Consider the following 24,810-nt stretch of genomic DNA (forward strand, 5'->3'; position numbering starts at 1 on the left):
GGAGTTCACGGTGCAGTATCAGGGCGCGTTCGACGAGCCTTCGCCGCTGTTCCGCCGCCGTCTGGCGCAGCAAGGTGCCGCAGCATGAGCACCGTCGAAAGCACGATCACGGCCGAGTTGCAGGCGAAGATCGGGCGCCTCGACGCGCTGCTCGATTCGATCGCCGCACGCCACGCCGACGTGAAGCTGGCGAGCAGCCTCGCGGCCGAGGACATGCTGCTCACGCACGCGATCCTCTCGCGCGGGGTGAAGATCGGCATCTTCTCGCTGAACACGGGTCGCCTGCATGCGGAAACGCTCGGCATGATCGACCGCGTGCGCGAGCGCTACGGTTACGAGATCGAGCAATTCCACCCGCAACAGGACGCCGTGGACGAGTACGTCGCCCAGCATGGTTTGAACGCCTTCTACGAAAGCGTCGATCTGCGCAAGCGCTGCTGCGAGATCCGCAAGGTCGAGCCGCTGAACCGCGCGCTCTCGAACGTTTCGGCCTGGGTGACCGGCCAGCGCCGCGAGCAGTCCGTCACGCGTGCGGAGCTGCATGAGGAAGAGCACGACGGCGCGCGCGACATCGCCAAGTTCAATCCGATCGCGGACTGGACCGAAGCGGAAGTGTGGGCCTATCTGCGCGCCTTCGACGTGCCCGTGAACCCGCTGCACGCACGCGGCTACCCGAGTATCGGCTGCGAGCCCTGCACGCGCGCCGTGCGCCCCGGCGAGGATAGCCGGGCAGGCCGCTGGTGGTGGGAGTCGCGCGACACGAAGGAGTGCGGCCTGCATATCAGCCCGATTTCGGCGATTCCGGTGGTCGAAGTGCAAGCCACAGGGCACGCGAGTTAAAATTGAAAGCTGGCGCGCCGCAGGGCTGGTTCCTGCAGGCGCGCTGTCGTAGAGCAAGCAAGTCGCACTGCCTTCGCGATTTTCGGCGGCGGTGTGAATCAACGAAGGATCTCAACATGAGCACGACGCTCGAACCGACCGTGAATGCACCGCTTCAAGTGACCGCGAACCGCATGGACCACCTCGACTGGCTCGAAGCCGAGTCGATTCACATCCTGCGCGAACTGGTTGCCGAGTGCAGCAAGCCTGCGCTGCTGTTCTCGGGCGGCAAGGATTCGGTGGTCGTGCTCGCGCTCGCACTGAAAGCGTTCGGCCTGGGCGCCAACCGCAAGACCTCGTTGCCGTTCCCGCTCGTGCACATCGACACGGGCCACAACTACGACGAAGTGATCGACTTCCGCGACCGCCGCGCGGCCGAAATCGGCGCCGAGCTCGTGGTCGGCCACGTCGAAGACTCGATCAAGCGCGGCACCGTGCGCCTGCGCCGCGAAACGGATTCGCGCAATGCCGCGCAGGCCGTCACGCTGCTCGAAACCATCGAGCAATACGGCTATACGGCGATGATCGGCGGCGCGCGCCGCGACGAAGAGAAGGCCCGCGCGAAGGAGCGCATCTTCTCGTTCCGCGACGAATTCGGCCAGTGGGACCCGAAGGCGCAGCGCCCCGAACTCTGGAGCCTGTACAACGCGCGCCTGCACAAGGGCGAGCACCTGCGCGTGTTCCCGATCTCGAACTGGACCGAACTCGACGTGTGGCAATACATCGAGCGCGAAAAGCTCGAACTGCCGTCGATCTACTACGCGCACCAGCGCGAGATCGTGCGCCGCAATGGCCTGCTCGTGCCGGTCACGCCGCTCACGCCGATGAAGGAAGGCGAAACGAGCGAATCGGCGCTCGTGCGCTTCCGCACGGTGGGCGACATCAGCTGCACGTGCCCCGTGGAAAGCGATGCCGACACCGTCGAGAAGATCATCGCCGAAACGGCGGTGACCGAAATCACGGAGCGCGGCGCGACGCGCATGGACGATCAGACGTCCGAAGCCGCGATGGAACAGCGCAAGAAGCAAGGTTATTTCTAAGAGCACGCAGAGGAAGAGGATCGATTCATGAGTACTACGTATCAACCTGAAGACCTCGGCGTGCTGCGCTTCATCACGGCGGGCAGCGTGGACGACGGCAAGAGCACGCTGATTGGCCGCCTGCTGTACGACAGCAAGGCGGTGTTGAGCGACCAGCTCTCGGCGCTTTCGCGTGCGAAGAACAAGCGCACGGTGGGCGACGAGATCGACCTCTCGCTCTTGACCGACGGCCTCGAAGCCGAGCGCGAGCAGGGCATCACGATCGACGTGGCGTACCGCTACTTCGCCACGGCCAAGCGCAAGTTCATCATCGCCGACACGCCGGGCCACGAGCAGTACACGCGCAACATGGTCACGGGCGCCTCCACGGCGCACGCCGCGATCATCCTGATCGACCCCACGCGCGTGACGGTCGAGAACGGCGTCACGCAACTGCTGCCGCAGACCAAGCGCCATAGCGCGATCGTCAAGCTGCTCGGCCTGCAGCACGTGATCGTCGCGATCAACAAGATGGACCTCGTCGACTACAGCGAAGCGGTCTTCAACCAGATTCGCGAGGCCTATGTCGAACTCGCGCGCCAGCTCGGCCTCGAAGACGTGCGCTTCGTGCCGGTTTCGGCGCTCAAGGGCGACAACATCGTTTCCGCGAGCGAGCGCATGCCGTGGTACGCGGATGCGCCGCTGCTCGACGTGCTCGAGGCGCTGCCGGTCGAGCAAGCCGGCGGCGACGCCCTGCGCTTCCCGGTGCAATGGGTCGCGCGCCAGGACGGTTCGAGCGCCGACGACTTCCGCGGCTACATGGGCCGCGTCGAGGCGGGCGAAGTGAAGGTTGGCGACGCCATCACGGTGCTGCCGGCTGGCCGCAGCGCGACGGTTGCCGAAATCATCGCGCCGGTGCCGGGCGGCACGGCGCAGGTGAATCGCGCGTTCGCGGGCCAGACCGTCACGATCCGTTTCGCGGAAGACGTGGACGTCTCGCGCGGCGACACTTTCGTGCCGGCCACGGATGCCGCGCAGCCCGCGAAGAAGCTCGAAGCGGACCTCTGCTGGTTCGACGAAGAGCCGCTTTCGCCGCAGCGCAAGTATCTACTCAAGCAGACCACGAACACGGTGTTCGCGAAGATCGGCGCGGTCAAGCAGGTGCTCGACGTGCATACGCTCTCGCACGCCACCGACCGGCACGACCTCGCGATGAACGACATCGGCCGCGTGGCGCTCACGCTGCAAAAGCCGCTCGTCTGCGACCTGTATGATTCGCATCCCGGCACCGGCGCGTTTGTCCTGATCGACGAAGCCACGCACCACACGGTGGCGGCGGGCATGATCCGCGCGTTCTCCGCCTGAGTGGAGCCCCGTGCCGCGCCGCCCGGGCAGCGGGGCGCGAGCGGCAACAGGATTCGGGAAAGCATATGGGCAAGGTATATCTGATCGGCGCGGGACCCGGCGCTGCGGACCTCATCACGGTGCGCGGCGCGCGCCTGCTTGGCGAGGCGGACGTGGTGCTGCACGACGCGCTCGTCGAGCCGGCCATGCTCGACTATGCGCCGAAGCACGCGAAGTTCATCGCGGTCGGCAAGCGCTGCGGGCAACGCTCGACGGCGCAGCATTTCATCAACAAGCAGCTTGTCGATGCGGCGCGCGAGCACGCCGTGGTCGTGCGCCTGAAGGGCGGCGACCCGATGCTGTTTGGCCGCGCCGACGAAGAGATGCGCGCGCTGGAAGCCGCGGGCATCGACTACGAGATCGTGCCGGGCATCACGGCGGCGCTCGCGGGCGCGGCGACGCTGCACCGCTCGCTCACGCTGCGCGGCGTGGCGCGCAGCGTCGCGCTCGCGACGCATTCGCGCGCGGCCGACTCCGCCGAAATCCGCGAGCAGGTGAAGGCGGATTCGCTCGTGTTCTACATGGGTCGCGACAGCGCGCCCGAAATCGGGCGCGAGCTGATCGAAGCGGGGCGCGCGGGCACGACGCCGGTGGCGATCGTCGAGGCATGCAGCACGGCGCGCGAGCGCACGCTCACGCTGACGCTCGCGGAACTGGCAGCAGGCCGTGCACAGGATTGGCTTGACGCGACGCAGCCGAGCCTGCTGATGATCGGCGAAGCGTTTGCCGCGCGGGCCGGTCAGCACCGCTCGGCGGATGCCGGGCCGGATGAGGCACAGGTGGCCGGTCGGCGCGCTGCTGCCTGAAACGCAAAAGAACGAAAAAGGGGCGCCCGCTGGTATCCCCCTGTCGCCCCCTTCATTTGAGCGCCATTGGCGCTTTTCCTTCGCTTCGCGCCTGGCAGTCCAGCCACTCAGTCGCGCACCACGCCCAGACAGTACTGCACCACCGCGTCGAGCACGCCATCGTCCTCGCCGACCGCGCCGGCGCAGCGCAAGCGCACGCCGGGATGCGCGGCCTGGCAGCGCGCGACGATTTCCGGCAGGTCGCGGCGCACATGCCCGCCCTGACCGAAAAACACCGGCACGACCGTGATCGTTGCGCAGCCCGCGGCGGCCTGCTCCGCCACCGCGGCCGGCAGGTCAGGCGCCATGAGTTCGAGGAAGGCGAGGCTGACCGGGCCCGCATCGCCGCGCACCGCGGCGAGCTTCGCGGCGAGCCGCGTGAACGGTTCCTGCCAGCGCGCGTCGCGTGCGCCGTGGCCGAAGAGAATCACGCCGTGCTTGCCACTCATTGCCCTCTCCCCGCTAGTGCCGGTCGACCCATTTGAGGCCCACCAACCCGAGCGCGAGATAGATGAGGCCGGGTGTGGCCGCCGTGAGCGGCGCGGGCCAGGTGTTCAGCGTCCCCATGTGCGAGAACAGCGTGTTCAGCAGCTGGAAACTCATGCCGAGCATGATCCCGCCGAACACCTTCACGCCCACCACGCCCGCGCGCGTATGCAGATACGCGAACGGCAGCGAGAGCACGAGCATCACGAACACCGCGAACGGGTAGAGCAGCTTGCGCCAGAGCGCGATGTTGTAGCGCTGCGCGTCCTGATGGTTTTCGTTCAGATGCTGGATATAGCGGAACAGGTTGAACATCGACATATTGTCCGGCGACACGAGCAGAACCGAAAGGATCTGCGGCGTGAGCTCGGAGCGCAGCGAATATTCGGGCGTCGTGGTCTGCACGGCGCGATAGACCGGGTTGAGCGCGTCCGCGGGCTGGTTTTGCGGCGGCGGCACGCCGACGAGCTCGGTGTCGGTGACGTCCTTGAGCAGCCAGTGGCCCGGCGACTGATAGCGGCCCGACTGCGCGAGCCGCACGTTCGTGAGCCGGAACAGCGAGTCGAATTCGTAGATGCGCACGTCGGTGATGGTCGCATCGGGCTGCAGCTTGCCGACGTTCACGAAGCGCGTGACCTGCTCGCCGTCCGCGCGCTGGGTGAGCGTGTCCTTCACCCAGACGCCCGACTGGAAGTCGCTGGACACCGCGGAGCCGAGCGCTTCGAGACGCACGCGCTCCGAGAGCTGGTCCGTGTACGGGCCGATCACTTCGCCGATCACGTAGGTCACGAGCACGAGCGGCACGCCGATCTTGAGCAGCGACCACAGCGCCTCGCGCGTCGCGAGGCCCGAGACGCGGAAGATCGTGTACTCGGAATTGGCGGCCATCTGCGCGAACACGTAGATCGAGCTGATGAGCGCCGCGACCGGGATGATTTCGTAGAAGCGCGAAGGCGTTTGCAGCGCGACGCGCAGCACGGCATAGCTGAACTTGTAGTTGCCGTGGCCCACCGAGTTCAGCTCGTTGATCAGGTCGAAGAAGAAGAACAGGCCCGAGAACGCGAACAGGATGAAGACGAAGGTCACGTAGACCTGGCGTGCGAAATACTTTTCGTAGATGCGCATGGGTCACCCCTGCGACGCGCGCTGGAACATGGCGCGGCTGAAGAGCGGCCGGTTGCGCACGCGCAGCCAGAAGATGAACACGACGAGCGCGAGCACGACGATATGCAGGCCGACGAGGCCGACGCCGAACGACATCTTGGCCTGCTCGATCTGCGACTGCACGACGTTCAGCAGGTTCGAATAGGTGAGGTAGATCAGCACGGCCATGACGAGGTTGATGGTGCGCCCGCGCCGCGGATTTTGATAGGCGAGCGGAATGGCGAGCAGCATCAGGTTGAGGGCGATGAGCGGCAGGCCGCAGCGCCAGGCGAACTCGCCGAGATTGTCGTTGGTCGGATGGCGCAGCAGGCCCAGCGTGGACGTGGTGCTGGCCGTGGGCACCGAGACCACGGGCTGGCTCTGGATCTTCACGCCGTAGCGCTGGAATTCCATGATGCGGAAGTCCGGCTGGCCCGGCTGCCCGTCGTAGCGGCGGCCGTTCTCCAGTACGACGAAGCGGTCGCCGCCCTTCATGGTTTCGGTGTGGCCCGTCTTCGAGACGATCACGCTGACCTTGCCGTTGTCCGTGCTCGTGACGAACACGTTCTCCACGTGCGACTGGTCGGGCGTCATGTTCTGGATGAAGAACACGCGGTGCGTGGTGGGCGACTCGCGGAACTGGCCGGGCGCGAGCAGCGACACTTCATCGCGCTGCTGGAAGCGCGCGCGGATCAGCTTGCTCTGCGCATTCGACCACGGCCAGCCGATGAACGCGAAGAACACGATCAGCGCGAAGATCGGCGCCGTGAAGAGGGCGATCGGCTTGATGAGGCGCGTGAGGCTCACCCCGGAGGCGAGCCAGACCACCATTTCCGAATCCTTGTACCAGCGCGTGAGCACGAACAGGATCGACACGAACAGGGTGACGATGAGCATCACGGCCATATAGCCGATCACGGTCAGCCCGATCAGGACGAGCACGTCCCGCGGGTCGACCTGGCCCGACGCGGCAAAACCGACGATGCGGATCATCATCGTCGTCAGCATGATCGTGAGCAGAACCATGAACACGGCGCCGGCCGTGTACGCGAGTTCGCGCTGCAGGGAACGTTCGAAGATCATTCTTGATGAGTGGGGCGGGTGGCCCGTACCGGACGCCGCGTAGCTCGCGCATCCGACCAGGAGCCGCCGCGGGAAAAATAGCGGATAATTGCGGCTTTCATCCTAAGCCCAGATTTTATCCGAGGACAAGCGCGATGGACTTTAGCATAAAAGCCTGTGACTGGAGCAAAGGCGGGGACGGCTCGTTCCTGACCGGCAAGTCGGATTGCATCGTGGTCGGCGTGTTCGAGGCCCAGACCTTGTCTGGCGCGGCGTTCGCGATCGACAACGCTATCGGCGGCACGATCGCGCGTGTCGTCAAGGCCGGCGACATCGACGGCAAGGCCGGTTCGACGCTGTTTTTGCCGGAGGTGACGGGTATCGGCGCCTCGCGCGTGCTGCTGGTCGGCCTCGGCAAGCAGGACGCCTTCGGCCAGAAGGCCTACGGCGAGGCCGTCAAGGCCGCCTGGCGCGCGATCCTCGGCACGAAAATCGCCCAGATCACGTTCACGCTCGCGCAACTGCCCATCAAGGAGCGTTCGAGCGACTGGGCCGTGCGCGCCGCCATTCTGGCGCTGCGCGGCGAGGTCTACCGCTTCACGCAGATGAAGAGCAAGCCGGACACCACGGCGCGCGCGCTCAAACGCACCGTCTTTAGCGTCGACGCCGGCGACGAGAAGGCGGCCAAGCTCGCCGCCAGGCAGGCCACCGCGATCGCCAACGGCATGGACCTCACGCGCGACCTCGGCAACCTGCCCGGCAACGTCTGCACGCCTACCTACCTTGCCGCCACCGCGAAGAAGCTCGCGCGCGACTGGAAGCTGAAGGTCGAGGTGCTGGGCCAGCGCCAGATCGAGGCGCTCAAGATGGGCTCGTTCCTTTCGGTGACGAAGGGCTCGGTCGAGCCTCCGCAGTTCATCGTGCTGCACTATCAGGGCGCGCCCGCCAAGGCCGCGCCTGTCGTGCTGGTGGGCAAGGGCATCACCTTCGACACGGGCGGCATCTCGCTCAAGCCCGGCGAGGGCATGGACGAAATGAAGTACGACATGTGCGGCGCGGGCTCGGTGCTGGGCACGCTGCGTGCTGTCGCCGAAATGGGCCTGAAGCTCAACGTGATCGGTATCATCCCGACCTGCGAGAACATGCCCGCCGGCAACGCGACCAAGCCGGGCGACATCGTCACGACGATGGCGGGCCTGACCGTGGAGGTGCTCAACACCGACGCCGAAGGGCGCCTGATCCTGTGCGACGCGCTCACCTACGCCGAACGCTTCAAGCCGGCCGCCGTGGTCGACATCGCGACGCTCACGGGCGCGTGCATCATCGCGCTCGGTCACCACAACAGCGGTCTCTTCTCGACGGACGACGCGCTGGCGGGCGAGCTGCTCGACGCCTCGCGCGAGGCGAACGACCCGGCCTGGCGCCTGCCGCTCGACGAAGAGTACCAGGAGCAATTGAAGTCGAATTTCGCCGACCTCGCCAATATCGGCGGGCGTCCGGCGGGCAGCGTGACGGCGGCGTGCTTCCTGTCGCGCTTCACGGAAAGCTATCCGTGGGCCCACCTCGACATCGCGGGCACCGCCTGGAAGAGCGGCGCGGCGAAGGGCGCGACGGGCCGCCCCGTGCCGCTCCTGTCGCAGTTCCTGATCGATCGGGCCGCGGACGGTCGCGCGGGCCAATGACGCGAGCGGCAGCGGGCACGGTTCTGGCGCAAGCGCGGAGCAGGCGATGACGCGCATCGACTTTCACACGAACGTCGGCGATTCGCTGGCGTACGCGTGCCGGCTCGTGCGCAAGGCGTACCAGGCCGGCGAGCAGGCGGTCGTGCTGGCCGAGCCGGCGCGCCTGCGCGCTTTCGACGCGATGCTGTGGACCTTTTCGGCGCTCGACTTCGTGCCGCACTGCATGGCCGAGAGCCCGCTCGCCGCGGGTACGCCTGTCGTGCTGACGGCGGACCTCGAACGGGCTCCGCATCACCGCGTGCTGCTCAATCTCGGCGCGGCGGTGCCGCCGCAATTCGCGCGCTTCGAGCGTTTGCTGGAAGTGGTCGGCGATGCGCCGGACGAACTGGCGTCTGGCCGCGAGCGCTATCGCTACTACCGCGATCGCGGCTACGCGCTGAACAACTACAAGCCCGGCGGCTAAGGCCGCGCGGGCTTTCCCGATCGCCGGAGGTTCTCATGTCGGACGTTCATGACATCAACGACGCCTCGATTCCGCTTTTGACGGATACCCTCGTGCCCGGCAATCCGCTGCGTGCCGCTGTGCCGCCGGCGCAGACCCTCGCAACGGCGGCCCTAGCGACCGCCACGATGCCGGCAGCGGAAGACGGCCTGTTCGCGCACGACGCCGACGCGCTCGTCGAGCGCCTGCGCGGACGCTGCCTGACCTGGCTCACCGGCGAAGGCCGCAATGTGATCGAGGCGCGCTGCAACGCCGCCTTGCAGGAACACACGCATTGGCTCGTGGGCCATGTATCGCGCGAGATCGGCCTCGCACTCGAAACGGAGCTCAAGGGCTGGGTGCGGGCTGCCGTGCGCGAGGAACTGGCTGCGCGCTCGGGGGTTCCGCCCGAGCCGGGCGGAAACTGATCCGCCGCCTCCGGGGGCAACGCGGGCGTAGCGCCGCAGGTTTTTACTTCAGCGTGAGGACCCAGTGCGCGAGCGTCGCCGCCTGACCGGGGCTGAGCTGCGTGTTCGCGGGCATGGGCACGGTGCCCCATACCCCGTTGCTGCCTTCCATGATCTTGTGCGAGAGATAGGTCTGCGCGTCGGGCTTCGACGCGTATTTCGACGCCACATCGCGCAACGCAGGCCCCATGAACGCGCGGTTCACCGAATGGCAGCTCATGCAGTTCTGCTGCTGGGCGAGTGCGAGGCCCGTTGGCGCGGGCGGGGCCGCTTGTGCTTCTTGTGCGCCTTGTGCCGTTTGCGGTGCCGTCTGGGCGAGCTGGGCCGCCGGCTCCGATTGCCCCGCCGGTTCGTTCTGGGCGCAGGCCATCCCCGCGGCAAGCGCCAGGGGAAGTGCGGCGGCGAGCGTCGCTGTTATCTTTCTCGCTTGCGACTTCTGGTTCATGCTGGTCTCCGCCAGCGTGAGCGCCGGCTGCTGTAGTGTGGTCGCATTATAAAAGCAAAGGGCGCACGATTTTCTGTGCGCCCTGAATCACATCGCCGATTAGGATTACCGCCGTAATCGGCCGGGACCGGCTGTAAGCATGCCGCAAGAACGGTTAGCCGTCAGCCGGTCACCGCCCCCTCGTTCGCCGGCCGCGCGAGGGCCGCGTACTTGGCCATCACGCCGCGCGTGTAACGCGGTGCGGGTTGCCGCCACGCCGCGCGGCGGCGCGCGAGTTCGGCTTCGTCCACGTTCAGTTGCAGGAGCAGCTTGTGAGCGTCGATGGTGATCGAATCGCTTTCCTGCACGAGCGCGATGAGGCCGCCTTCGAACGCCTCCGGCGCGACGTGCCCCACCACCATGCCCCAGGTGCCGCCCGAGAAACGGCCGTCGGTGATGAGGCCGACCGATTCCCCGAGTCCCTTGCCGATGATGGCCGAGGTCGGCGCGAGCATCTCCGGCATGCCCGGCCCGCCCTTCGGGCCGAGGTAGCGCAGCACGACCACGTCGCCGGCCTGGATCTTGTCCGCGAGGATCGCCTCCATCGCGCTCTGCTCGTCGTCGAACACGCGGGCGGGGCCGGTGATGACGGGATTCTTCAGGCCCGTGATCTTGGCGACGGCGCCCTGGGTCGCGAGATTGCCCTTGAGGATCGCGAGGTGGCCCTCCTTGTACAGCGCCTGCTCGATGGGGAAGATCACCTTCTGGTCCGCGCGCGGCTTCGAGGGCACGTCCTTCAGCTCTTCCGCGATCGTCTTGCCTGTGATCGTCACGCAGTCGCCGTGTAACAGGCCCGCGTCGAGCAGGATCCTTAGCACTTGGGGAATGCCGCCGGCCTGGTGCAGGTCGGTCGCGACATACTGGCCCGAGGGCTTCAGGTCGCAGATCACGGGCACTTTCTTGCGCATGCGCTCGAAATCGTCGATGGTCCAGTCGATCTCGGCGGCGTGCGCGATGGCGAGATAGTGCAGCACGGCATTGGTCGAGCCGCCCGTCGCCATGATGAGCGCCACGGCATTCTCGATCGACCGCTTCGTGATGATGTCGCGCGGCTTGAGGTCCTGCTTGACCGCATCGACGAGCACGCGCGCCGACTCCGCCGCCGAGTCGACCTTTTCCTGATCGGGGTTGGCCATCGTCGACGAATACAGGAGCGACATGCCGAGCGCCTCGAAGGACGAGCTCATCGTATTCGCCGTGTACATGCCGCCGCACGATCCCGTGGACGGGCACGCGTTCTTCTCGACCCCTTCGAAGTCCTCTTCGGACAGGCGCCCGGCCGTGAATTCGCCGACGGCCTCGAACGCGGAAACGATGGTGAGGTCCTTGCCCTTCCAGCGGCCCGGGCGGATCGTGCCGCCGTACACATAAATGCCCGGCACGTTCATGCGCGCGAGCGCCATCATGCCGCCCGGCATGTTCTTGTCGCAGCCGCCGATCACCACTACGCCGTCCATCCACTGGCCTTCCACGCAGGTTTCGATGCAGTCGGCGATCACTTCGCGCGAGACGAGCGAGTACTTCATGCCCTCGGTGCCCATCGACATGCCGTCCGAGATCGTCGGCGTGCCGAAGGTCTGCGGATTCGCGTCCGCGCCCTTGACGGCGGCGACGGCCGCGTCGGCGAGGCGCTGCAGCCCCGCATTGCAGGGCGTGATGGTGGAGTGGCCGTTGGCGATGCCGATCATCGGCTTGTCGAAGTCGGCCTTCTCGTAGCCGAGCGCGTAATACATCGAACGGTTCGGCGAGCGGGCGACGCCTTGCGTGATGTGCTTCGAACGACGGTTGTAGGGCATGGGGACCTCCTGGGGACAGTGTCTCGAATGCCGGCCTGTGCGGTGGGTTTCTGGTGTCCTGGCGAGGACGCGCCGGCATGTCTGCTGCAGATTGCAGTTTCGCGAGCCGAATGTCCAATATATTATTCAAGCCTGATTGAGTCGAAAAAAGTATCAATGACCAGCCCGAATCTTCCCGATCTGCGCCAGTTGCGCTATTTCGTGGCCGTTGCCGAGGAGCAGCACTTCGGCCGCGCGGCGGCGCGCCTTTCGATGACGCAGCCGCCGCTTTCGCAGGCAATCCGGGCGCTGGAGGACGTGCTGGGCGTCGAGCTTTTCGCGCGCACGCGCCGTTCGGTCGAGTTGACGGCAGTGGGTGCCGATCTGCTGCCCGAGGTACGGCGCCTCCTCGCGGCCGCCGAGGCGCTGCGCCCGCTCGCACAGAGCCTCGCGCGCGGCGAGGCAGGCACGCTGGCGCTCTCGTTCGTCTCGACGGCCGACTATGGCCTCCTGCCGCTTCTGCTGCGCGATTTCGGCGCACGCTATCCGCGCGTGCGCCTGCAACTGGCCGAGGCGACGAGCGACGTGCAGGTGGAGGAACTGGTGGCGGGGCGCATCGACGCGGGCCTCGTGATCGGGCCCCTGCCGCCGCGCCATGCGGCACAGCTCGCCTACCTGCCGGTGGCACGTGAGCCGCTCGTGGCCGCCATGCCGGGCGCCTTGTCGGCGCGCACGGGCGGTCCCGCCGTGGACGGCTGGAGCGACGCACCCGTGAGCCTGCGCGATCTCGCCGAGGTGCCGCTCGTCGTGTTTCCGCGCCAGCTGGCGCCAGGCTTCTACGACGCGATCATGGACTGCTACGGCGCGGCCGCGCTGGTGCCGCGCGTGGGCCAGGAGGCGATCCAGATGCAGACCATCGTGAGTCTCGTTTCGGCGGGCATGGGCATCGCGCTCGTGCCGCGCTCGCTGCGGCATCTGCGGCGCACGGGCGTGGTTTACCGGCCCCTGGCCGGAGACGTGCGCAGCATCGAAACGGGACTCGTGTGGCGCTCGGGGGACGTGAGCCCGGTGCTGGCGGCCTTCATCGACATCGTGCGCGCCCACGCGGCGAACGTGGAGGCGCCTCCCCACGCCTGAGCCGCCGCTGCGCGGCGGCGTGTCCCGACCGTCTCGTTCATGTTCGCGTGCCAGAATGCGCGTCGCGGCGCCCGCGTCGGCGATAATGTTGCGCCGCGAACCCCGCCGGCCCGCAGGCGTCCAATGCACGCGCAGCCCGCGTGGCCGCTCCCGCCCACCGGATATCTTTTTATCGCTGAAACGGAAGAACTGATCTCACGATGCTCATCCACCCGAACCTCGACCCCGTCGCCATTCACCTGGGGCCGCTCGCCGTGCGCTGGTACGGCCTCATGTACCTCGTCGGCTTCATTCTCGCGATCGTGATTGGCCGTCTGCGCCTGCGCCTGCCGTACGTGGCCGCGCAGGGCTGGACCGCGAAAGACATCGACGACATGCTGTTCTACGGCGTGCTGGGCACGATCCTGGGCGGCCGTCTCGGCTACGTGCTGTTCTACAAGGCGGACTGGTACTTCGCGCATCCGCTCGACATCTTCAAGGTGTGGGAAGGCGGCATGTCGTTTCACGGCGGCTTTCTCGGCGTGACCTTCGCGATGGTCCTGTTCGCGTGGCAGCGCGGCCGCACGTGGCTGCAGGTCACCGACTTCGTCGCGCCGATGGTGCCCACGGGGCTCGCCGCGGGGCGTCTTGGCAACTTCATCAACGGCGAACTGTGGGGCCGCGTGACGTCGCCCGACGCGCCCTGGGCCATGATGTTCCCGAGCGCATCCAGCGAGGACGCGGGATGGCTCGCAGCGCATCCGCAGCAGGCCGCCGCATGGCATCTCAACGAAGTCTTCGCGCAGTACCACATGCTGCCGCGTCATCCTTCGGAGCTCTATGAGATCGCGCTCGAAGGCATCGCGCTCTTCTTCGTGCTGATCGTCTTCTCGCGCAAGGAGCGTCCGGTGGGGGCGATCTCGGCGATGTTCCTGATCGGCTATGGTCTTGCGCGCTTCACCGTGGAATTCGCGCGCGAGCCCGACGACTTCCTCGGCCTGCTCGCGCTCGGTCTTTCGATGGGGCAGTGGCTTTCGCTGCCGATGATCATCGCGGGCGTGATCATGATGATCTGGGCCTACCGCCGCGCGGCGGGCCGCAAGGGCACGCAGACCGCCAACGCGAAAAGCTGAGCGATCCTCCTCGCCCCTATGAAAAAGCCCCGCTTCGAGCGGGGCTTTTTCGTTGCGTGCGCATCGGGTATTGCGGTGCGCTTCACGGTGACTTCACAGTCACTTCCGCAGTCACTTCATCTGCACCGACCCTGACACGGTGACGGTCACGGTCGACGTGCCGCCCTCCAGCGGCACCGGCGGCGCGGCCTTCGCATCGGCCGACATCGCACGCGCGGCCATCATCATCATCGGACGCGGCGGTACGCCCGCATGGCCCACGTTGACCTCGCGGATCGTATAGCTGCCGTAGCCGAACGCGCGCGCGGCCGCCGTGGCCTGCTCGCGGAACGAGGCAATGGCCTCGCCCGAGAGCTTCTGTTCGGCGGCGCGCTGCGCTTCGGGCGAAAGCGAGAACTGCACGTTGCCCACCTGCATGATCGACGAGATGTCGCCCGCGAGCTTCGAGGCGGCCGCGAAGTCATGCGATTCGATCACGACCTCGGTACGCCCGCGCCATGCGGAGATGCGGCCGTCGCGGTCGGTGGACGGAAAGATCGAGAACTGGCCCGAGCGCGCGCTCACGCCTGCCACGCCCTTGGCCTTCTGCAATGCGGCGTCGGCGCGCTGGTTGAGGGTCGTGGTCAGCGAGGCGGGGTCGCTGGCTTCCTGCTCGTAGAACAGCGTGATCGTGACGACGTCCTGCGGGACTTCGTCACTGGCCTGCGCGGACAGCGACAGCACGCCGGCCGGCTGGTAGCGCGCGTCGCTCTGCGCGAACGCGGCGCCGGGCGCAAGCGTGAGCGCGATGGGCGCGGCCACGGCGAGTGCGGCGGCGAGTGTCACGACAGCTTTTCTCTTCATTGTTGGCTCTCCTTGCAGAACGGGTTCGCAACCGGCGCGCGCGAATTCATGCGGTCATGCTGCGCTTTGCGCAGGATTGTGCGGCACGTGCGCCGCGCGCGTGGTTTGCGTGCCCATTAGTCGGGCTTCGCAGTGCGCGGGTTCCCTTCGGGTGTAAGGATTTTTAAATCTTTAACGCCGGCGGCTCGCCGATGCAATCGTCGCGATTACATCAGACGCTTCGTGATGAAGTTCCATTCGGCCAGCGTGACGGGCGTGATCGAAAGACGATTGCCTTTCGCCAGCACGCGCATGTCGGCAAGCGCTTCGTACTCGCGTAGCGCGGCGAGCGGAATCAGCGGGCACTTCTTTTTGAACACGACGTCGACGAGCATCCAGCGCGGATTCTCCTGCGTCGATTTCGCGTCGTAGTAGGGGCTCTTCGCGTCGAACTGCGTGGGGTCGGGATAGGCCGTCGAGGAGACTTCGGCAAGCCCCGCGATACCGGGCTCGGGGCAGCTCGAATGATAGAAGAGCACGCCGTCGCCAATCTGCATCGTGTCGCGCATGAAATTGCGCGCCTGATAGTTGCGCACGCCGGTCCACGGCAGCGTGCGATGCGCGGCGTGAGCGAGATCGTCGATGCTTGCTTCGTCGGGTTCGGACTTCATCAGCCAGTAGCGCATGAGTCGGAGATCACGAAGAAAGAGAAGGGGAGCCGCAAAGAAAAACGGCACCGGACTGGTGTCCGATGCCGTTCGAATAGGTCCCCGCCATAGCCGCTAGGCCGGCATCCTGAACCGGGGGTTCAGAATTGGTCGCAGTTAGCAGCACTTCGGGTACATCAGACAGAGTGACGCGCACGCCCGTGCTACAAATTTCCGCAACCGTGCACATGGCATTGGTTCAAGGAATATATGACCTTGGCGAACCAGGCAGGGAAGCTGATTAAACCTTTTAAAACATGTTGCTTTTAAAACCGTACTGCTGCAGGGAGCCGATAACTAACCAACAAACGTTATTGCACGTTGTGCTGCTGAATCACGGCGCCGAGCTGTTCATTCATTTGGCGCATTGTACGACGGATTTCTTCCGCTGGGAATGCTTCGCCGTGCCGCACGCTGCTCTGCAGGCGCAGCAGTTCCGAGGTGATCGAGAGCGCGGCCATCACGGCGATGCGATCGGTGCCGCGCACGTTGCTGTGCGTGCGGATCTTCAACATTTCCGAATCGACGCGCGCCACGGCTTCGAGCAGGGCCGCTTCGGTTTCCGGCGAACAGGCGAGGCGATAGGTCTGGCCGAGGATCGTCGCTTCGATCTGTTTGGTCGTCATGCATTTTCTCCGTGGCGGGTCGCGTTGCTATCGTCGCTGGCGGGGGAAGACGGTTCGAGCAGATCGAGCTGGTTGTCGGGCTCGGCATGCGCGCGCGCGCGGGGCAGTTTTTCGAGGATCGCGTTCAGACGCACCTGGGCATCGTCGATCTTCGCGGAGAGGGCATCGCGCTCCGCTTGCAGCGCATTGCGCTCTTCGCGGACCTGATCGAGTTCGGCCTGTGTCGCTTCGCACTGCGCGCGTGTCTGCACAAGTTGCTCTTCGAGCGCGAGGCGTGCTTCATGGTGGCGCTGATTGATCTCGATCAGCCGCCCGATATTCTGTGAGAGTGTTTCGAGTTCGTTGAGCATGTGCTGCGTCCTCTAAAGACAGGCATTCTAGCGCGGATTAACGGCTATTCCGACAATTGTGTCGTTTCCAGACGTAACAGCACCGCTTCTTGCCGGTAACGGTAGCGAGCGCGCCCGGCAGGAATACGTTTTGCCTGTGCGAGGCGGGCCATGCGCTGGACCTGGCGCCGGGTCATGCATTGGTCTCGCGCTGGTCTCGTGCCGGTCTCGCATGGACCGGCTTGACCGGGCCATTTCTTGACGCTCCCTCAGGTGCCTCCTACACTTGCGGCACTCTGGCACCGTGTGCTGCCCGACCGCGAAACCAGAGGGAAAACCCGGGTAAACAGGGCGCGACCTCCCGCCGCGAACCTGCGCTATCCAGCGCGCCGCCGGCACACGACCACAACGACCCGACCCATGAATTCGCCTGCCCGCATGACGCACCATGCCGCGCCGCTGCGCCCGTCGATGAGCGCTCGCCGTGCGTGCGCGATCTGGGGCGCGCTGACGCTCGCGACGCTCGTGGTGTTCGCGGCGTCGCTCGCGACCGGCAGCGTGACCGTGACGTTTCGCGAGGCGCTGGCCGCGCTGTCCCCCGCGCATATGGGCGCTGCCGATATGACGACGGAGATCGTCCGCACGCTGCGCCTGCCGCGCGCGCTGAGCGGCTTTGCGTGCGGCGCGCTGCTCGCGCTCGCCGGGGCGCTGCTTCAGGTGCTGCTGCGCAACCCGCTCGCCGAACCGTACGTGCTCGGCGTGTCCGGGGGCGCGGCTGCGTTCGCGCTCGTCGCAATGATCGTCGGCGCGGCCTGGTGGGCCGTGCAGGCGAGCGCGTGCGCCGGTGCGTTTGTCTCGATCCTGCTCGTGCTGGGACTCGCGCGCGGCGCGCTATGGCGCGGCGAGCCGCAGGATAGTTCGCCCCGTCTGCTGCTGACCGGCGCGGTGACGGCGGCGGGCTGGGGCGCGCTAATTACGCTGCTGCTCACGCTCGCGCCCGACACGCGGCTGCGCGGCATGCTTTTCTGGCTCACCGGCGATCTGAACGGCGCAGGCATGCCGTGGGCCGCGCTTGTCGCGCTGGCCGGGGTGCTTGCCGTCATGGTGCCCATGGCGCCGCAACTGAACGTGCTGCTGCGCGGCGACGCCGCCGCTCAGGCGCTCGGCGTGCCGGTGCTGCGCCTGCGTCTTGCCGTCTATCTCGCCGCCTCCGTCGCCGCCGCGGCCGCGGTCACGACAGGCGGCACGATCGGCTTCGTCGGGCTCGTCGTGCCGCATATGCTGCGTCTCGGGTTCGGCAACGATCAGCGTATGCTGATGCCGGCTGCCGCGCTTGCGGGCGGCCTCGCGGTGATGGCCGCCGACCTCGCGGCGCGCACGCTGGCCGCGCCCACGCAATTGCCGGTGGGTGTCGTGACCGCGCTCGCGGGTGTGCCCGTGTTCCTCTGGATGCTGCTGCTGCGGCGGGCGCGATGAGCGATGCGTTGCGCCCGACCCCGCTCGTTGCGGCCCATGCGCTCACGTTGCGCGCGGGTGCGCGTACGCTCGTCGAGTCGCTTACGCAGGACTTCGGCGCGGGCGAGATCTGGTGCATCGCGGGCGCGAACGGCGCGGGCAAGACCACGCTGATCGGCGCACTGGCAGGTCTCCATGCGGGCGCGGCAGGGCATGTCGAGGTCGAAGGGCGCGCGCTTGCCGCCTGGCCGGCCGCGCAGCTCGCGCGGCGCCGCGCACTGATGCCGCAGGACACGCGCGACGCCTTCAGCGCGAGCGTGCTCGACATCGTGCTGCTCAACCGCTATCCGCATCTCGCGGGCTGGGGCTGGGACCGCGACGAGGATCGCGCGGCCGCGCAGGCGGCGCTCGCGATGCTCGGCCTCGAATCGCTCGCTGCGCGCGACGTGCTTTCGCTTTCGGGTGGCGAGCGGCAGCGCGTAGGCATCGCCGCGGTGCTGTGCCAGGCGGCGCCGCTGCTGTTGCTCGACGAGCCGCTCGCGCATCTGGACCTGCATCATCAGATCGCGTGCCTCGACGCACTGGCGCACTGGGTGGACGCGGCGCCGCGCACGATCGTGTTTTCCTGTCACGATCTCAACCTGGCGCGCCGCTATGCGACGCATGCGCTGCTGCTCGACGGGCGCGGCGGCTTTCATGCGGGGCCGGTGCGCGAGGTGCTGACACCCGAACGCGCGAGCGCGGCGTTCGGCCATCCGCTCGTGCTGATACGCGATGGCCAGCACGAAGCGTTGGTGCCCGCGCTGGTGTCTCCACTAGCGGGCAAAAAGGCGTCGCTGCCCGACAATGATGTCTGACTGGGCATTGCCCGATCCCGAACTCTCTGAATGAACCGAAGATGAAGTCGCCTCTATCCGATCTGCTCGCCATCGAACCGCTGGACCTTTCGCTGCGCGACGCGCTGCAGCACCTCATCGATACCCGGACCAAGCCGCCCGGCAGCCTCGGGCGCCTCGAAGCGCTGGCGCGCCAGCTCGGCATGATCCAGCGCACCACGCGGCCCACGGTCGAGCGGCCCGCGATGATCGTCTTCGCCGGCGACCACGGTATTGCGAACGAAGGCGTGAGCCCGTATCCGCAGGCCGTGACCGCGCAGATGGTGGCGAACTTCCTTGCGGGCGGCGCCGCCATCAACGCGTTCAGCGGCGTGGCGGGCCTCGAACTGGAAGTCGTCGACGCGGGCGTCGCCATGCCGCTGCCGTCTTCGTCCTCGCTCGTGTCGGTGCCCATCGCGCGCGGCACGCGCAACTTCGCGCACGAACCGGCGATGACGCGCGACGAGGCCATCGCCGCGCTCGAAGCGGGCGCGGCGCGCGTGCGTCATCACGCGGCGCTCGGCACGAACGTGATCGGCTTCGGCGAGATGGGCATCGCGAACACGTCCTCGGCCGCGTGCCTGATGAGCCGTCTGTGCAACGTGCCGGTCGACGAATGCGTGGGGCGCGGCACGGGCCTCGACAACGCGGGCCTCGCGAGAAAGCGCAACGTGCTGGCTGCAGCGCTCGCGCGGCATCCGAACGCACGCGAACCGCTCGACGTGCTGGCGACCTTCGGCGGCTTCGAGATCGCGATGATGGCGGGCGCCTGCCTCGAAGCGGCGCGCTCGCGCATGGCGATACTCGTGGACGGCTTCATCGCGACTTCGGCGCTGCTCGTGGCCGATGCGCTCGCGCCCGAAGTGCGCGGCTACTGCGTCTTCGCGCATGCCTCGAACGAGGCAGGGCATCGCCGCATGCTCGATCACTTCGGCGCACGCGAGCTGCTTGCGCTCGATCTGCGGCTAGGCGAGGGCACGGGCGCGGCGCTCGCGGTGCCGCTCCTGCGCGCGGCCTGCGCGTTTCTGAACGAGATGGCGAGCTTCGAGTCGGCCGGCGTCGCCAACCGCGGCGAGCGCGGCGCGTGATGCGCCGGCGCAGCGTGACGTTCGCGCCGGGCGCGTGTCTGGCCAGGGTCGTCCGATGAATCCGCTCGCCGAACTGCGCTATTTTTTTACGGCGCTCGGCTACTTCACGCGCGTGCCGGTGCCGCGCTGGGTCGGCTTCGAACCCGCCTGGCTCAACGCGGCGGCGCGTTACTTCCCGCTCGTCGGCGTGCTCGTGGGCGCGCTTGCGGCGCTTGTCTATCTCGTTGCGCTGCGGGTGTTCCCGCCCGGTGTGGCCGTGCTGCTTTCGATGGCCGCGACGCTTCTTGCCACCGGTGCGTTTCACGAGGATGGGCTGGCCGATTGTTGCGATGCGTTCGGCGGCGGATACCAGCGCGAGGACGTGCTGCGCATCATGCACGACTCGCGCATCGGCGCGTTCGGCGCCATCGCGCTCGTCGTGGCGCTCGCGCTGAAGTGGCAGACGCTCGCCGCCTTGCCGCCGATGCGCGCGGCGACGCTCATGATCGCCGCGCACGCCGCAAGCCGAGCCTGCGCGATCAGCTACCTCGTCACGCTCGACTACGTGCGTGACGAAGGCAAGGCCAAACCCGTCGCGCAGCGCATGAGCGCGGCCGCGCTGCTGTGCGCCTGCGTGTCGGGTTTGCCGTGGCTCTTCTGGCCCGACTGGCGCGCGGGACTTGCGACACTCGTCGTCCTGGCGGTATTGCGTTATGGGCTTGGGCGCTATTTCGTGAAGCGCATCGGCGGCTATACCGGCGATTGTCTGGGCTTCGCCCAGCAGGTGTTCGAGCTGGCGATCTATCTGATGGGGCTTGCGTGGATCTCGTTCTGATCCGGCATCCCGCCGTGGCCGTGGAAGCGGGCGTGTGTTACGGCGCAAGCGACGTGGCGCTCGCGGGCGACGCCGCGCAGGAAGCCTCCGCACTGGCAGGCCGGCTCGACACGCTCGGCGCACGCGCGCCTGCCCGTATCGAATCGAGTCCGCTGACACGTTGCGCGCACGTTGCAAACGCGCTGGGGACGACGCATGGCGTTGTGCCCAGGATCGACGCGCGGCTCGCGGAGATGGATTTCGGCGCATGGGAATTGCAGCGCTGGGATGCGATCGGGCGCGAGCAGATCGACGCCTGGGCCGCCGATTTCGACCATGCGCGGCCGCATGGCGGCGAGAGTGTCGCGCAGTTCGAGGCGCGCGTGCGCGCGTGGTTCGATGAGGGCGCTAGCGTGGCGGCGCCCGGCAGACCGCTGCCATTGGAAGACGTGGCCTGGGTCGTGACGCATGCGGGGGTGATCCGCGCCATGACGGCGTGTGCGCTCGGGCTGTCGCTGTCGCGCTGCGTGCGCTGGCGGCTGGAGTACGGCGCGCTCGTTTGGCTACGAAGAGAAGCGCGCGGCGGTCCATGGTTATTGGTCCGCTGGAACGCCTGAGCGCCTGATTCGGATAACGAATCAACGGGCCGGGGCGGCGTCGCGCGTACGGGCGAGATCCAGATCCTTGCAAAGCTCCGCGGCGCCTTGCGCGATGCGCGGGGCGGGCCGCGTGAGCAGGTCGCCGTCGATGGCGAAGAGGTTGTCGTGCGCCACCGCCGTCAACGAGGGCCACGCGCGCCAGCGGTCGAGCCCGGGGAGCGGCTTGTCCGGCGCCGTCGCGCCTTGCGACGACGTGACGATCGCGTCGGGATTCGCGGCGAGGACGGCTTCCGTGGAGACGGTCGGCACGAGCGGCTGCAGCGCCGCGAACACGTTGCGCCCGCCGCATAACGCGATCACGTCGCTGATCATGTGCTCGCCGTTGAGCGTCATCAGCGGTTGATCCCAGACCTGGAAGAACACGCTGACCGGCGTGCGCCCCGCGTAGCGCTCGCGCAGTTGCGCGATGTCGTGGCGATACGCGCTGGCGGCGCGTTGCGCGACGCTCGACGTATCGAGCAGCACGCCGAGGCGCGTGAGCGAGGTCGCGACATCGTCGAGGTGATGTGGTTCGCTGAAGAAAAGCGGGATGTGCAGTTCGCGCAGCCGGTCGAGCTGCTGCTGGGCATTGCCGTGCCGCCAGACGACGATCAGGTCGGGCTTGAGCGCGACGATGCGTTCGAGGTCGAGCGCGCGGTTGTCGCCCACGCGCGGGACGTGCTGTGCGGCCGGTGGGTAATCGCTGTAGCTCACGGTGCCCACGAGCTTGTCACCGCCGCCCGCAGCGTAGATCAGTTCGGTGATGTGCGGCGAGAGGCTGATGACGCGCTGCGCCGGTGCGGCCAGCGTGACGGTGTTGCCGGCGTCGTCCACGGCGCTCACGGTGGCGTGTGCCGTAGGCGCGCAAAGCAATGCTTGTGCGCAGAGCACGAAGGCAGCGAGTGTGCGTGCGTTCATGAGGCGCCGCCGTTTTGTCCGCCGATCTCGCGCACGGCTTCGCGCAGCGCGGTTTCGAAGCGTTGCCATTCGCCTTCCGATGCGGGCAGGCCGATGCGCAGGCTGGCCGGCGCTTCGAAGCGGCGTGTCCAGACGGCGCGCCGCGCGAGCGCATCCTGGAGCGCGTGGGCGCGGGTGTCGGCTATCCAGGCGAAGAGCGGCGTCGTGTGTGGTGTGAAGCCATGCGCGCGCAAGAGCGCGTCGAGGCGCTCGCTTTCGTGTGCAAGCTGCGCGCGCATGGCGGTCTGCCATGCCGTGTCGCCAAAGGCGTGCGCGACGGCGTGCCGCGCCGGGCCGCTCACCGTCCACGCGCCGAGGCTCGCGCGCAGTGCCTCCAGCAGCGGCGGCTGTGCGAGCGCGAAACCGCAGCGCGCGCCTGCCAGCCCGAAGAACTTGCCGGGAGAACGGAGCACGACGAGTCCTTCGCGCGCGACTTCACCCGCGAGCGAAGCGGTGCGGGCCGGCGCGAAGGCATCGGCGAACGCTTCGTCCACGATCAGCGTGCCCCCGCGCATGGCCAGTTGCGCATACCAGCGCAGCAGTGTGACTGTGTCGAGATGCCCCGCCGTCGGATTGTTCGGATTCACGACGACCGCATGCGTGACGTTCTCGGGCAGCGTATCGTGCGCGACGTCGAGCGTGACCGTTTCATGCCCCGCCTGGACGAACGCGGGCGCGTATTCGCCGTACGTGAGCGGCGCAATTGCCACGTGCGCGCGCGGCAGCAGCGCAGGCAGCGCGCGGATCGCGGCCTGGCTGCCCGCCACGGGCAATACGTGTCGCTCGTCCGGGGCGCCGTAATAGCGGGCGGCGCAGGCGGCAAAGCCGTCGCCGTCCTCGGGCAGGCGGCGCCAGGCACTGGCCGGGACCGGCGGCACTGGATAGCCGTGCGGGTTGATGCCGGTGGACAGATCGATCCACGCCTCCCACGCGATACCGTAACGGCGCGCGGCCTCGTGCAGGTTGCCGCCGTGCGCGACAGGGCGCGGCAGCGCGTCGACGCGCTTAGACATGGCTCGCCACGCTCACGAAAGCCAGGGCGATCAACACGGCGAGCCACAGGATCGTCGCGCGTTCGACGAGACGCAGCGCGGCGTCCACATCCTGCGCGCGCGGCGGCGTGCCCGCGCCGAGCGTCGGCCGTTGCTCGATCGCACCGTGATAGACGGCCGCGCCGCCCAGCAGCACGTTCAGCGCGCCCGCGCCCGCGGCCATCACCGGGCCGGCATTCGGACTGTCCCAGCGGCGCGCCTGCTCGCGCCAGCAGCGCAGCGCCACGCGCGTGTCGCCGAGCAGCGCATAGCTCGTGGCCGTGAGGCGCGCGGGAATCCAGTTGAGCACGTCGTCGATGCGCGCCGCCGCCCAGCCGAAGCGCAGATAACGTGGCGTGCGATAGCCCCACATCGCATCGAGCGTATTGGCGAGACGAAACGCGAGCGCCCCCGGGCCGCCCGCGACGGCGAACCAGAACAGCGCGCCGAAGATGGCATCGTTGCCGTTCTCCAGCGCCGATTCGACGGCGGCGCGCGAGAGGGCGGTGGCGTCGGCCTGGGCGGTGTCGCGCGAGACGATGCGCGACGTGAGCTCGCGGGCGCGCGCGAGGTCGCGTTGCGCGAGCGCGGCGCCGATGGGCGCGATGTGATCGGCGAGACTGCGTGCGCCCAGCGCGAACCACAGCAGCGCGACATGCAGCGCCGCGGCGAGCGGCCACGGCAGGATGGCGACGAGGAACGCGGCGGCGAGGACGGGCGGCGCCACGGCGGCGAGCCAGGCGACGAGACCGAGCGGGCGGCCGCGCCGTCCGGTGTTCAGACGTTCTTCGAGGCGATTCGCCAGCTTGCCGAACGCAATGAGCGGATGGGCGCGGCGCGGCTCGCCGAGCCAGTGGTCGACGACGACGCCTGCAACGGCGAGCGCGGCGGTGACGGGCAGGGTCAGCATGAAAGCGGCATCAGGATGTCTTCAAGCGGTCTTCACGGTGTCTTGAGCGCGAGCGGCAGGCCGGCGGCGACGAGCGTGGCGCGGTCGGCGAGCGCGGCGATGCGCTGGTTCAGCCGCCCGAGTTCGTCGACGAACAGTCGCGTGGCCGCGCCGAGCGGCACCACCCCCATGCCGATCTCGTTGCTCACGACGAGCACGGTGCCCCGCGCGCGTTCGCAGGCGGCGGCGAAGGCGTCGATGCGCGCGGCCCAGTCGTCGCGCGGTGCTTGCGCATCCGGCGGGCAGAGCAGATTGGCGAGCCAGAGCGTGAGGCAGTCGATCAGCACGCACTGGCCGGGCGCCGCGGCGGCTTCGAGCGCGCCGGCGAGATCGAGCGGCGCCTCGACGAGCCCCCACTGAGCGGGCCGGCGCGCGCGATGATGCTCGACGCGCTGCGCGAACTCGCTGTCCCCCACGCGCGCGGTGGCGATATAGGTGACGGGCAAGCCGCTCTCGCGGGCGAGGCGCTCGGCATACGCGCTCTTGCCCGAGCGTGCACCGCCGACGATGAAGGTGAGGTCGCGCGAAATCATCGCGTGATTGTACCGGCTTGTTCCTGCCTCA

General features: G+C 67.7%; 27 protein-coding genes, 1 other RNA gene and 1 pseudogene. 15 read left to right on the forward strand and 14 right to left on the reverse strand.

What is annotated here, in order from left to right; all coding sequences use genetic code 11:
• The 5 genes and pseudogenes from V8683_RS23670 to cobA form a co-directional block, all read left to right on the forward strand.
• Nucleotides 1-88, forward strand: a pseudogene (locus V8683_RS23670) (DUF934 domain-containing protein); the annotation flags it as partial.
• Entirely contained in the window at nt 85-840 is a 756-nt protein-coding gene (locus V8683_RS23675; protein WP_411190352.1) for a phosphoadenylyl-sulfate reductase, read from the forward strand. The pseudogene V8683_RS23670 and the gene V8683_RS23675, both read left to right, overlap by 4 nt.
• Before the next feature lie 116 nt (nt 841-956).
• Nucleotides 957-1,919 (forward strand): sulfate adenylyltransferase subunit CysD, encoded by a 963-nt coding sequence (cysD, locus tag V8683_RS23680; RefSeq protein ID WP_411190351.1) that lies wholly within the window; start codon nt 957-959, stop codon nt 1,917-1,919.
• 27 nt (nt 1,920-1,946) lie between these two features.
• On the forward strand, nt 1,947-3,263 hold the full coding sequence (locus tag V8683_RS23685; protein WP_411190350.1) for a sulfate adenylyltransferase subunit 1: 1,317 nt from the start codon (nt 1,947-1,949) through the stop codon (nt 3,261-3,263).
• A gap of 65 nt (nt 3,264-3,328) precedes the next feature.
• Nucleotides 3,329-4,108: a uroporphyrinogen-III C-methyltransferase gene (gene cobA / locus V8683_RS23690; RefSeq protein WP_411190349.1), complete on the forward strand. Its 780-nt coding sequence runs from the start codon at nt 3,329-3,331 to the stop codon at nt 4,106-4,108.
• A gap of 107 nt (nt 4,109-4,215) precedes the next feature.
• Here the strand turns inward: cobA and V8683_RS23695 are convergent, their stop codons facing one another.
• The 3 genes from V8683_RS23695 to lptF are packed head-to-tail and all read right to left on the reverse strand — an operon-like array spanning nt 4,216 to nt 6,859.
• A complete protein-coding gene (locus tag V8683_RS23695) occupies nt 4,216-4,596 on the reverse strand; it encodes a sirohydrochlorin chelatase (RefSeq protein ID WP_411190348.1) in 381 nt (126 codons plus the stop codon).
• A 13-nt stretch (nt 4,597-4,609) separates the two neighbouring features.
• Nucleotides 4,610-5,758, reverse strand: coding sequence for an LPS export ABC transporter permease LptG (gene lptG / locus V8683_RS23700; protein WP_411190347.1), 1,149 nt, complete (start codon nt 5,756-5,758; stop codon nt 4,610-4,612).
• Nucleotides 5,759-5,761: 3 nt separating this feature from the next.
• Nucleotides 5,762-6,859 carry an LPS export ABC transporter permease LptF gene (lptF, locus tag V8683_RS23705; RefSeq protein WP_411190346.1) on the reverse strand — a complete coding sequence of 366 codons (1,098 nt, stop codon included), beginning with the start codon at nt 6,857-6,859 and terminating at the stop codon, nt 5,762-5,764.
• A 134-nt stretch (nt 6,860-6,993) separates the two neighbouring features.
• On the opposite strand from lptF, the gene V8683_RS23710 reads away from it, so the two are divergent.
• From V8683_RS23710 to V8683_RS23720, 3 genes are read left to right on the forward strand one after another with little or no spacing between them, the layout of a single operon-like run.
• On the forward strand, nt 6,994-8,520 hold the full coding sequence (locus V8683_RS23710) for a leucyl aminopeptidase (RefSeq protein WP_411190345.1): 1,527 nt from the start codon (nt 6,994-6,996) through the stop codon (nt 8,518-8,520).
• Between the two features lie 46 nt (nt 8,521-8,566).
• On the forward strand, nt 8,567-8,983 hold the full coding sequence (locus tag V8683_RS23715; RefSeq protein ID WP_411190344.1) for a DNA polymerase III subunit chi: 417 nt from the start codon (nt 8,567-8,569) through the stop codon (nt 8,981-8,983).
• 35 nt (nt 8,984-9,018) lie between these two features.
• Entirely contained in the window at nt 9,019-9,429 is a 411-nt protein-coding gene (locus V8683_RS23720) for a DUF2486 family protein (RefSeq protein WP_411190343.1), read from the forward strand.
• 43 nt (nt 9,430-9,472) lie between these two features.
• On the opposite strand, the gene V8683_RS23725 is transcribed toward V8683_RS23720, so the two are convergent.
• Together V8683_RS23725 and ilvD are read right to left on the reverse strand one after the other, a co-directional pair.
• Nucleotides 9,473-9,838, reverse strand: a complete 366-nt coding sequence (locus tag V8683_RS23725) for a c-type cytochrome (RefSeq protein ID WP_411190593.1) — start codon at nt 9,836-9,838, stop codon at nt 9,473-9,475.
• Between the two features lie 236 nt (nt 9,839-10,074).
• A complete protein-coding gene (gene ilvD, locus V8683_RS23730) occupies nt 10,075-11,748 on the reverse strand; it encodes a dihydroxy-acid dehydratase (protein WP_411190342.1) in 1,674 nt (557 codons plus the stop codon).
• 156 nt (nt 11,749-11,904) lie between these two features.
• Between ilvD and V8683_RS23735 the strand changes: the two genes are divergently transcribed.
• Both V8683_RS23735 and lgt read left to right on the forward strand, forming a co-directional pair.
• Complete coding sequence (locus V8683_RS23735; protein ID WP_411190341.1) at nt 11,905-12,864, forward strand: LysR family transcriptional regulator; 960 nt, start codon at nt 11,905-11,907, stop codon at nt 12,862-12,864.
• Between the two features lie 200 nt (nt 12,865-13,064).
• Nucleotides 13,065-13,976, forward strand: a complete 912-nt coding sequence (gene lgt, locus V8683_RS23740; RefSeq protein WP_411190340.1) for a prolipoprotein diacylglyceryl transferase — start codon at nt 13,065-13,067, stop codon at nt 13,974-13,976.
• 111 nt (nt 13,977-14,087) lie between these two features.
• On the opposite strand, the gene V8683_RS23745 is transcribed toward lgt, so the two are convergent.
• From V8683_RS23745 to V8683_RS23765, 5 genes are all read right to left on the reverse strand, one after another.
• Nucleotides 14,088-14,819: an SIMPL domain-containing protein gene (locus V8683_RS23745; RefSeq protein ID WP_027795642.1), complete on the reverse strand. Its 732-nt coding sequence runs from the start codon at nt 14,817-14,819 to the stop codon at nt 14,088-14,090.
• A 206-nt stretch (nt 14,820-15,025) separates the two neighbouring features.
• A complete protein-coding gene (locus V8683_RS23750) occupies nt 15,026-15,484 on the reverse strand; it encodes an EVE domain-containing protein (protein WP_411190339.1) in 459 nt (152 codons plus the stop codon).
• Nucleotides 15,485-15,561: 77 nt separating this feature from the next.
• A non-coding RNA gene (gene ssrS, locus V8683_RS23755) (6S RNA) lies at nt 15,562-15,743 on the reverse strand.
• A gap of 73 nt (nt 15,744-15,816) precedes the next feature.
• A complete protein-coding gene (locus V8683_RS23760) occupies nt 15,817-16,131 on the reverse strand; it encodes a cell division protein ZapA (protein WP_411190338.1) in 315 nt (104 codons plus the stop codon).
• Complete coding sequence (locus tag V8683_RS23765) at nt 16,128-16,481, reverse strand: ATPase (protein ID WP_411190337.1); 354 nt, start codon at nt 16,479-16,481, stop codon at nt 16,128-16,130. The genes V8683_RS23760 and V8683_RS23765 overlap by 4 nt, the downstream gene beginning before the upstream one ends.
• 399 nt (nt 16,482-16,880) lie before the next feature.
• Here V8683_RS23765 and V8683_RS23770 point away from each other — a divergent pair, with 399 nt between their 5' ends.
• The 5 genes from V8683_RS23770 to cobC are packed head-to-tail and all read left to right on the forward strand — an operon-like array spanning nt 16,881 to nt 21,288.
• Entirely contained in the window at nt 16,881-17,936 is a 1,056-nt protein-coding gene (locus tag V8683_RS23770; protein WP_411190336.1) for a FecCD family ABC transporter permease, read from the forward strand.
• A complete protein-coding gene (locus V8683_RS23775; protein ID WP_411190335.1) occupies nt 17,933-18,772 on the forward strand; it encodes an ABC transporter ATP-binding protein in 840 nt (279 codons plus the stop codon). Before V8683_RS23770 ends, V8683_RS23775 begins: the two co-directional genes overlap by 4 nt.
• Before the next feature lie 41 nt (nt 18,773-18,813).
• Nucleotides 18,814-19,878, forward strand: a complete 1,065-nt coding sequence (cobT, locus tag V8683_RS23780) for a nicotinate-nucleotide--dimethylbenzimidazole phosphoribosyltransferase (protein WP_411190334.1) — start codon at nt 18,814-18,816, stop codon at nt 19,876-19,878.
• Nucleotides 19,879-19,933: 55 nt separating this feature from the next.
• Nucleotides 19,934-20,692, forward strand: a complete 759-nt coding sequence (locus V8683_RS23785; protein WP_411190333.1) for an adenosylcobinamide-GDP ribazoletransferase — start codon at nt 19,934-19,936, stop codon at nt 20,690-20,692.
• Nucleotides 20,677-21,288, forward strand: a complete 612-nt coding sequence (gene cobC, locus V8683_RS23790; protein ID WP_411190332.1) for an alpha-ribazole phosphatase — start codon at nt 20,677-20,679, stop codon at nt 21,286-21,288. The genes V8683_RS23785 and cobC overlap by 16 nt, the downstream gene beginning before the upstream one ends.
• 21 nt (nt 21,289-21,309) lie before the next feature.
• On the opposite strand, the gene V8683_RS23795 is transcribed toward cobC, so the two are convergent.
• The 4 genes from V8683_RS23795 to cobU are packed head-to-tail and all read right to left on the reverse strand — an operon-like array spanning nt 21,310 to nt 24,779.
• On the reverse strand, nt 21,310-22,227 hold the full coding sequence (locus V8683_RS23795) for a cobalamin-binding protein (protein ID WP_411190331.1): 918 nt from the start codon (nt 22,225-22,227) through the stop codon (nt 21,310-21,312).
• Nucleotides 22,224-23,279 carry a threonine-phosphate decarboxylase CobD gene (gene cobD / locus V8683_RS23800; RefSeq protein WP_411190330.1) on the reverse strand — a complete coding sequence of 352 codons (1,056 nt, stop codon included), beginning with the start codon at nt 23,277-23,279 and terminating at the stop codon, nt 22,224-22,226. The genes V8683_RS23795 and cobD overlap by 4 nt, the downstream gene beginning before the upstream one ends.
• Nucleotides 23,272-24,207 carry an adenosylcobinamide-phosphate synthase CbiB gene (gene cbiB / locus V8683_RS23805; RefSeq protein WP_411190329.1) on the reverse strand — a complete coding sequence of 312 codons (936 nt, stop codon included), beginning with the start codon at nt 24,205-24,207 and terminating at the stop codon, nt 23,272-23,274. Before cbiB ends, cobD begins: the two co-directional genes overlap by 8 nt.
• A gap of 32 nt (nt 24,208-24,239) precedes the next feature.
• Nucleotides 24,240-24,779, reverse strand: coding sequence for a bifunctional adenosylcobinamide kinase/adenosylcobinamide-phosphate guanylyltransferase (gene cobU / locus V8683_RS23810; protein WP_411190328.1), 540 nt, complete (start codon nt 24,777-24,779; stop codon nt 24,240-24,242).
• Nucleotides 24,780-24,810: the final 31 nt, after the last annotated feature.

Source organism: Paraburkholderia sp. AV2, assembly GCF_054968425.1.

Bases quoted from the DNA above. Each gene is read 5' to 3' on its own strand.
- V8683_RS23675 (WP_411190352.1), top strand. From the start codon at position 85: ATGAGCACCGTCGAAAGCACGATCACGGCCGAGTTGCAGGCGAAGATC.
- cysD (WP_411190351.1), top strand. From the start codon at position 957: ATGAGCACGACGCTCGAACCGACCGTGAATGCACCGCTTCAAGTGACC.
- V8683_RS23685 (WP_411190350.1), top strand. From the start codon at position 1,947: ATGAGTACTACGTATCAACCTGAAGACCTCGGCGTGCTGCGCTTCATC.
- cobA (WP_411190349.1), top strand. From the start codon at position 3,329: ATGGGCAAGGTATATCTGATCGGCGCGGGACCCGGCGCTGCGGACCTC.
- V8683_RS23695 (WP_411190348.1), bottom strand. From the start codon at position 4,596: ATGAGTGGCAAGCACGGCGTGATTCTCTTCGGCCACGGCGCACGCGAC.
- lptG (WP_411190347.1), bottom strand. From the start codon at position 5,758: ATGCGCATCTACGAAAAGTATTTCGCACGCCAGGTCTACGTGACCTTC.
- lptF (WP_411190346.1), bottom strand. From the start codon at position 6,859: ATGATCTTCGAACGTTCCCTGCAGCGCGAACTCGCGTACACGGCCGGC.
- V8683_RS23710 (WP_411190345.1), top strand. From the start codon at position 6,994: ATGGACTTTAGCATAAAAGCCTGTGACTGGAGCAAAGGCGGGGACGGC.
- V8683_RS23715 (WP_411190344.1), top strand. From the start codon at position 8,567: ATGACGCGCATCGACTTTCACACGAACGTCGGCGATTCGCTGGCGTAC.
- V8683_RS23720 (WP_411190343.1), top strand. From the start codon at position 9,019: ATGTCGGACGTTCATGACATCAACGACGCCTCGATTCCGCTTTTGACG.
- V8683_RS23725 (WP_411190593.1), bottom strand. From the start codon at position 9,838: ATGGCCTGCGCCCAGAACGAACCGGCGGGGCAATCGGAGCCGGCGGCC.
- ilvD (WP_411190342.1), bottom strand. From the start codon at position 11,748: ATGCCCTACAACCGTCGTTCGAAGCACATCACGCAAGGCGTCGCCCGC.
- V8683_RS23735 (WP_411190341.1), top strand. From the start codon at position 11,905: ATGACCAGCCCGAATCTTCCCGATCTGCGCCAGTTGCGCTATTTCGTG.
- lgt (WP_411190340.1), top strand. From the start codon at position 13,065: ATGCTCATCCACCCGAACCTCGACCCCGTCGCCATTCACCTGGGGCCG.
- V8683_RS23745 (WP_027795642.1), bottom strand. From the start codon at position 14,819: ATGAAGAGAAAAGCTGTCGTGACACTCGCCGCCGCACTCGCCGTGGCC.
- V8683_RS23750 (WP_411190339.1), bottom strand. From the start codon at position 15,484: ATGCGCTACTGGCTGATGAAGTCCGAACCCGACGAAGCAAGCATCGAC.
- V8683_RS23760 (WP_411190338.1), bottom strand. From the start codon at position 16,131: ATGACGACCAAACAGATCGAAGCGACGATCCTCGGCCAGACCTATCGC.
- V8683_RS23765 (WP_411190337.1), bottom strand. From the start codon at position 16,481: ATGCTCAACGAACTCGAAACACTCTCACAGAATATCGGGCGGCTGATC.
- V8683_RS23770 (WP_411190336.1), top strand. From the start codon at position 16,881: ATGAATTCGCCTGCCCGCATGACGCACCATGCCGCGCCGCTGCGCCCG.
- V8683_RS23775 (WP_411190335.1), top strand. From the start codon at position 17,933: ATGAGCGATGCGTTGCGCCCGACCCCGCTCGTTGCGGCCCATGCGCTC.
- cobT (WP_411190334.1), top strand. From the start codon at position 18,814: ATGAAGTCGCCTCTATCCGATCTGCTCGCCATCGAACCGCTGGACCTT.
- V8683_RS23785 (WP_411190333.1), top strand. From the start codon at position 19,934: ATGAATCCGCTCGCCGAACTGCGCTATTTTTTTACGGCGCTCGGCTAC.
- V8683_RS23795 (WP_411190331.1), bottom strand. From the start codon at position 22,227: ATGAACGCACGCACACTCGCTGCCTTCGTGCTCTGCGCACAAGCATTG.
- cobD (WP_411190330.1), bottom strand. From the start codon at position 23,279: ATGTCTAAGCGCGTCGACGCGCTGCCGCGCCCTGTCGCGCACGGCGGC.
- cbiB (WP_411190329.1), bottom strand. From the start codon at position 24,207: ATGCTGACCCTGCCCGTCACCGCCGCGCTCGCCGTTGCAGGCGTCGTC.
- cobU (WP_411190328.1), bottom strand. From the start codon at position 24,779: ATGATTTCGCGCGACCTCACCTTCATCGTCGGCGGTGCACGCTCGGGC.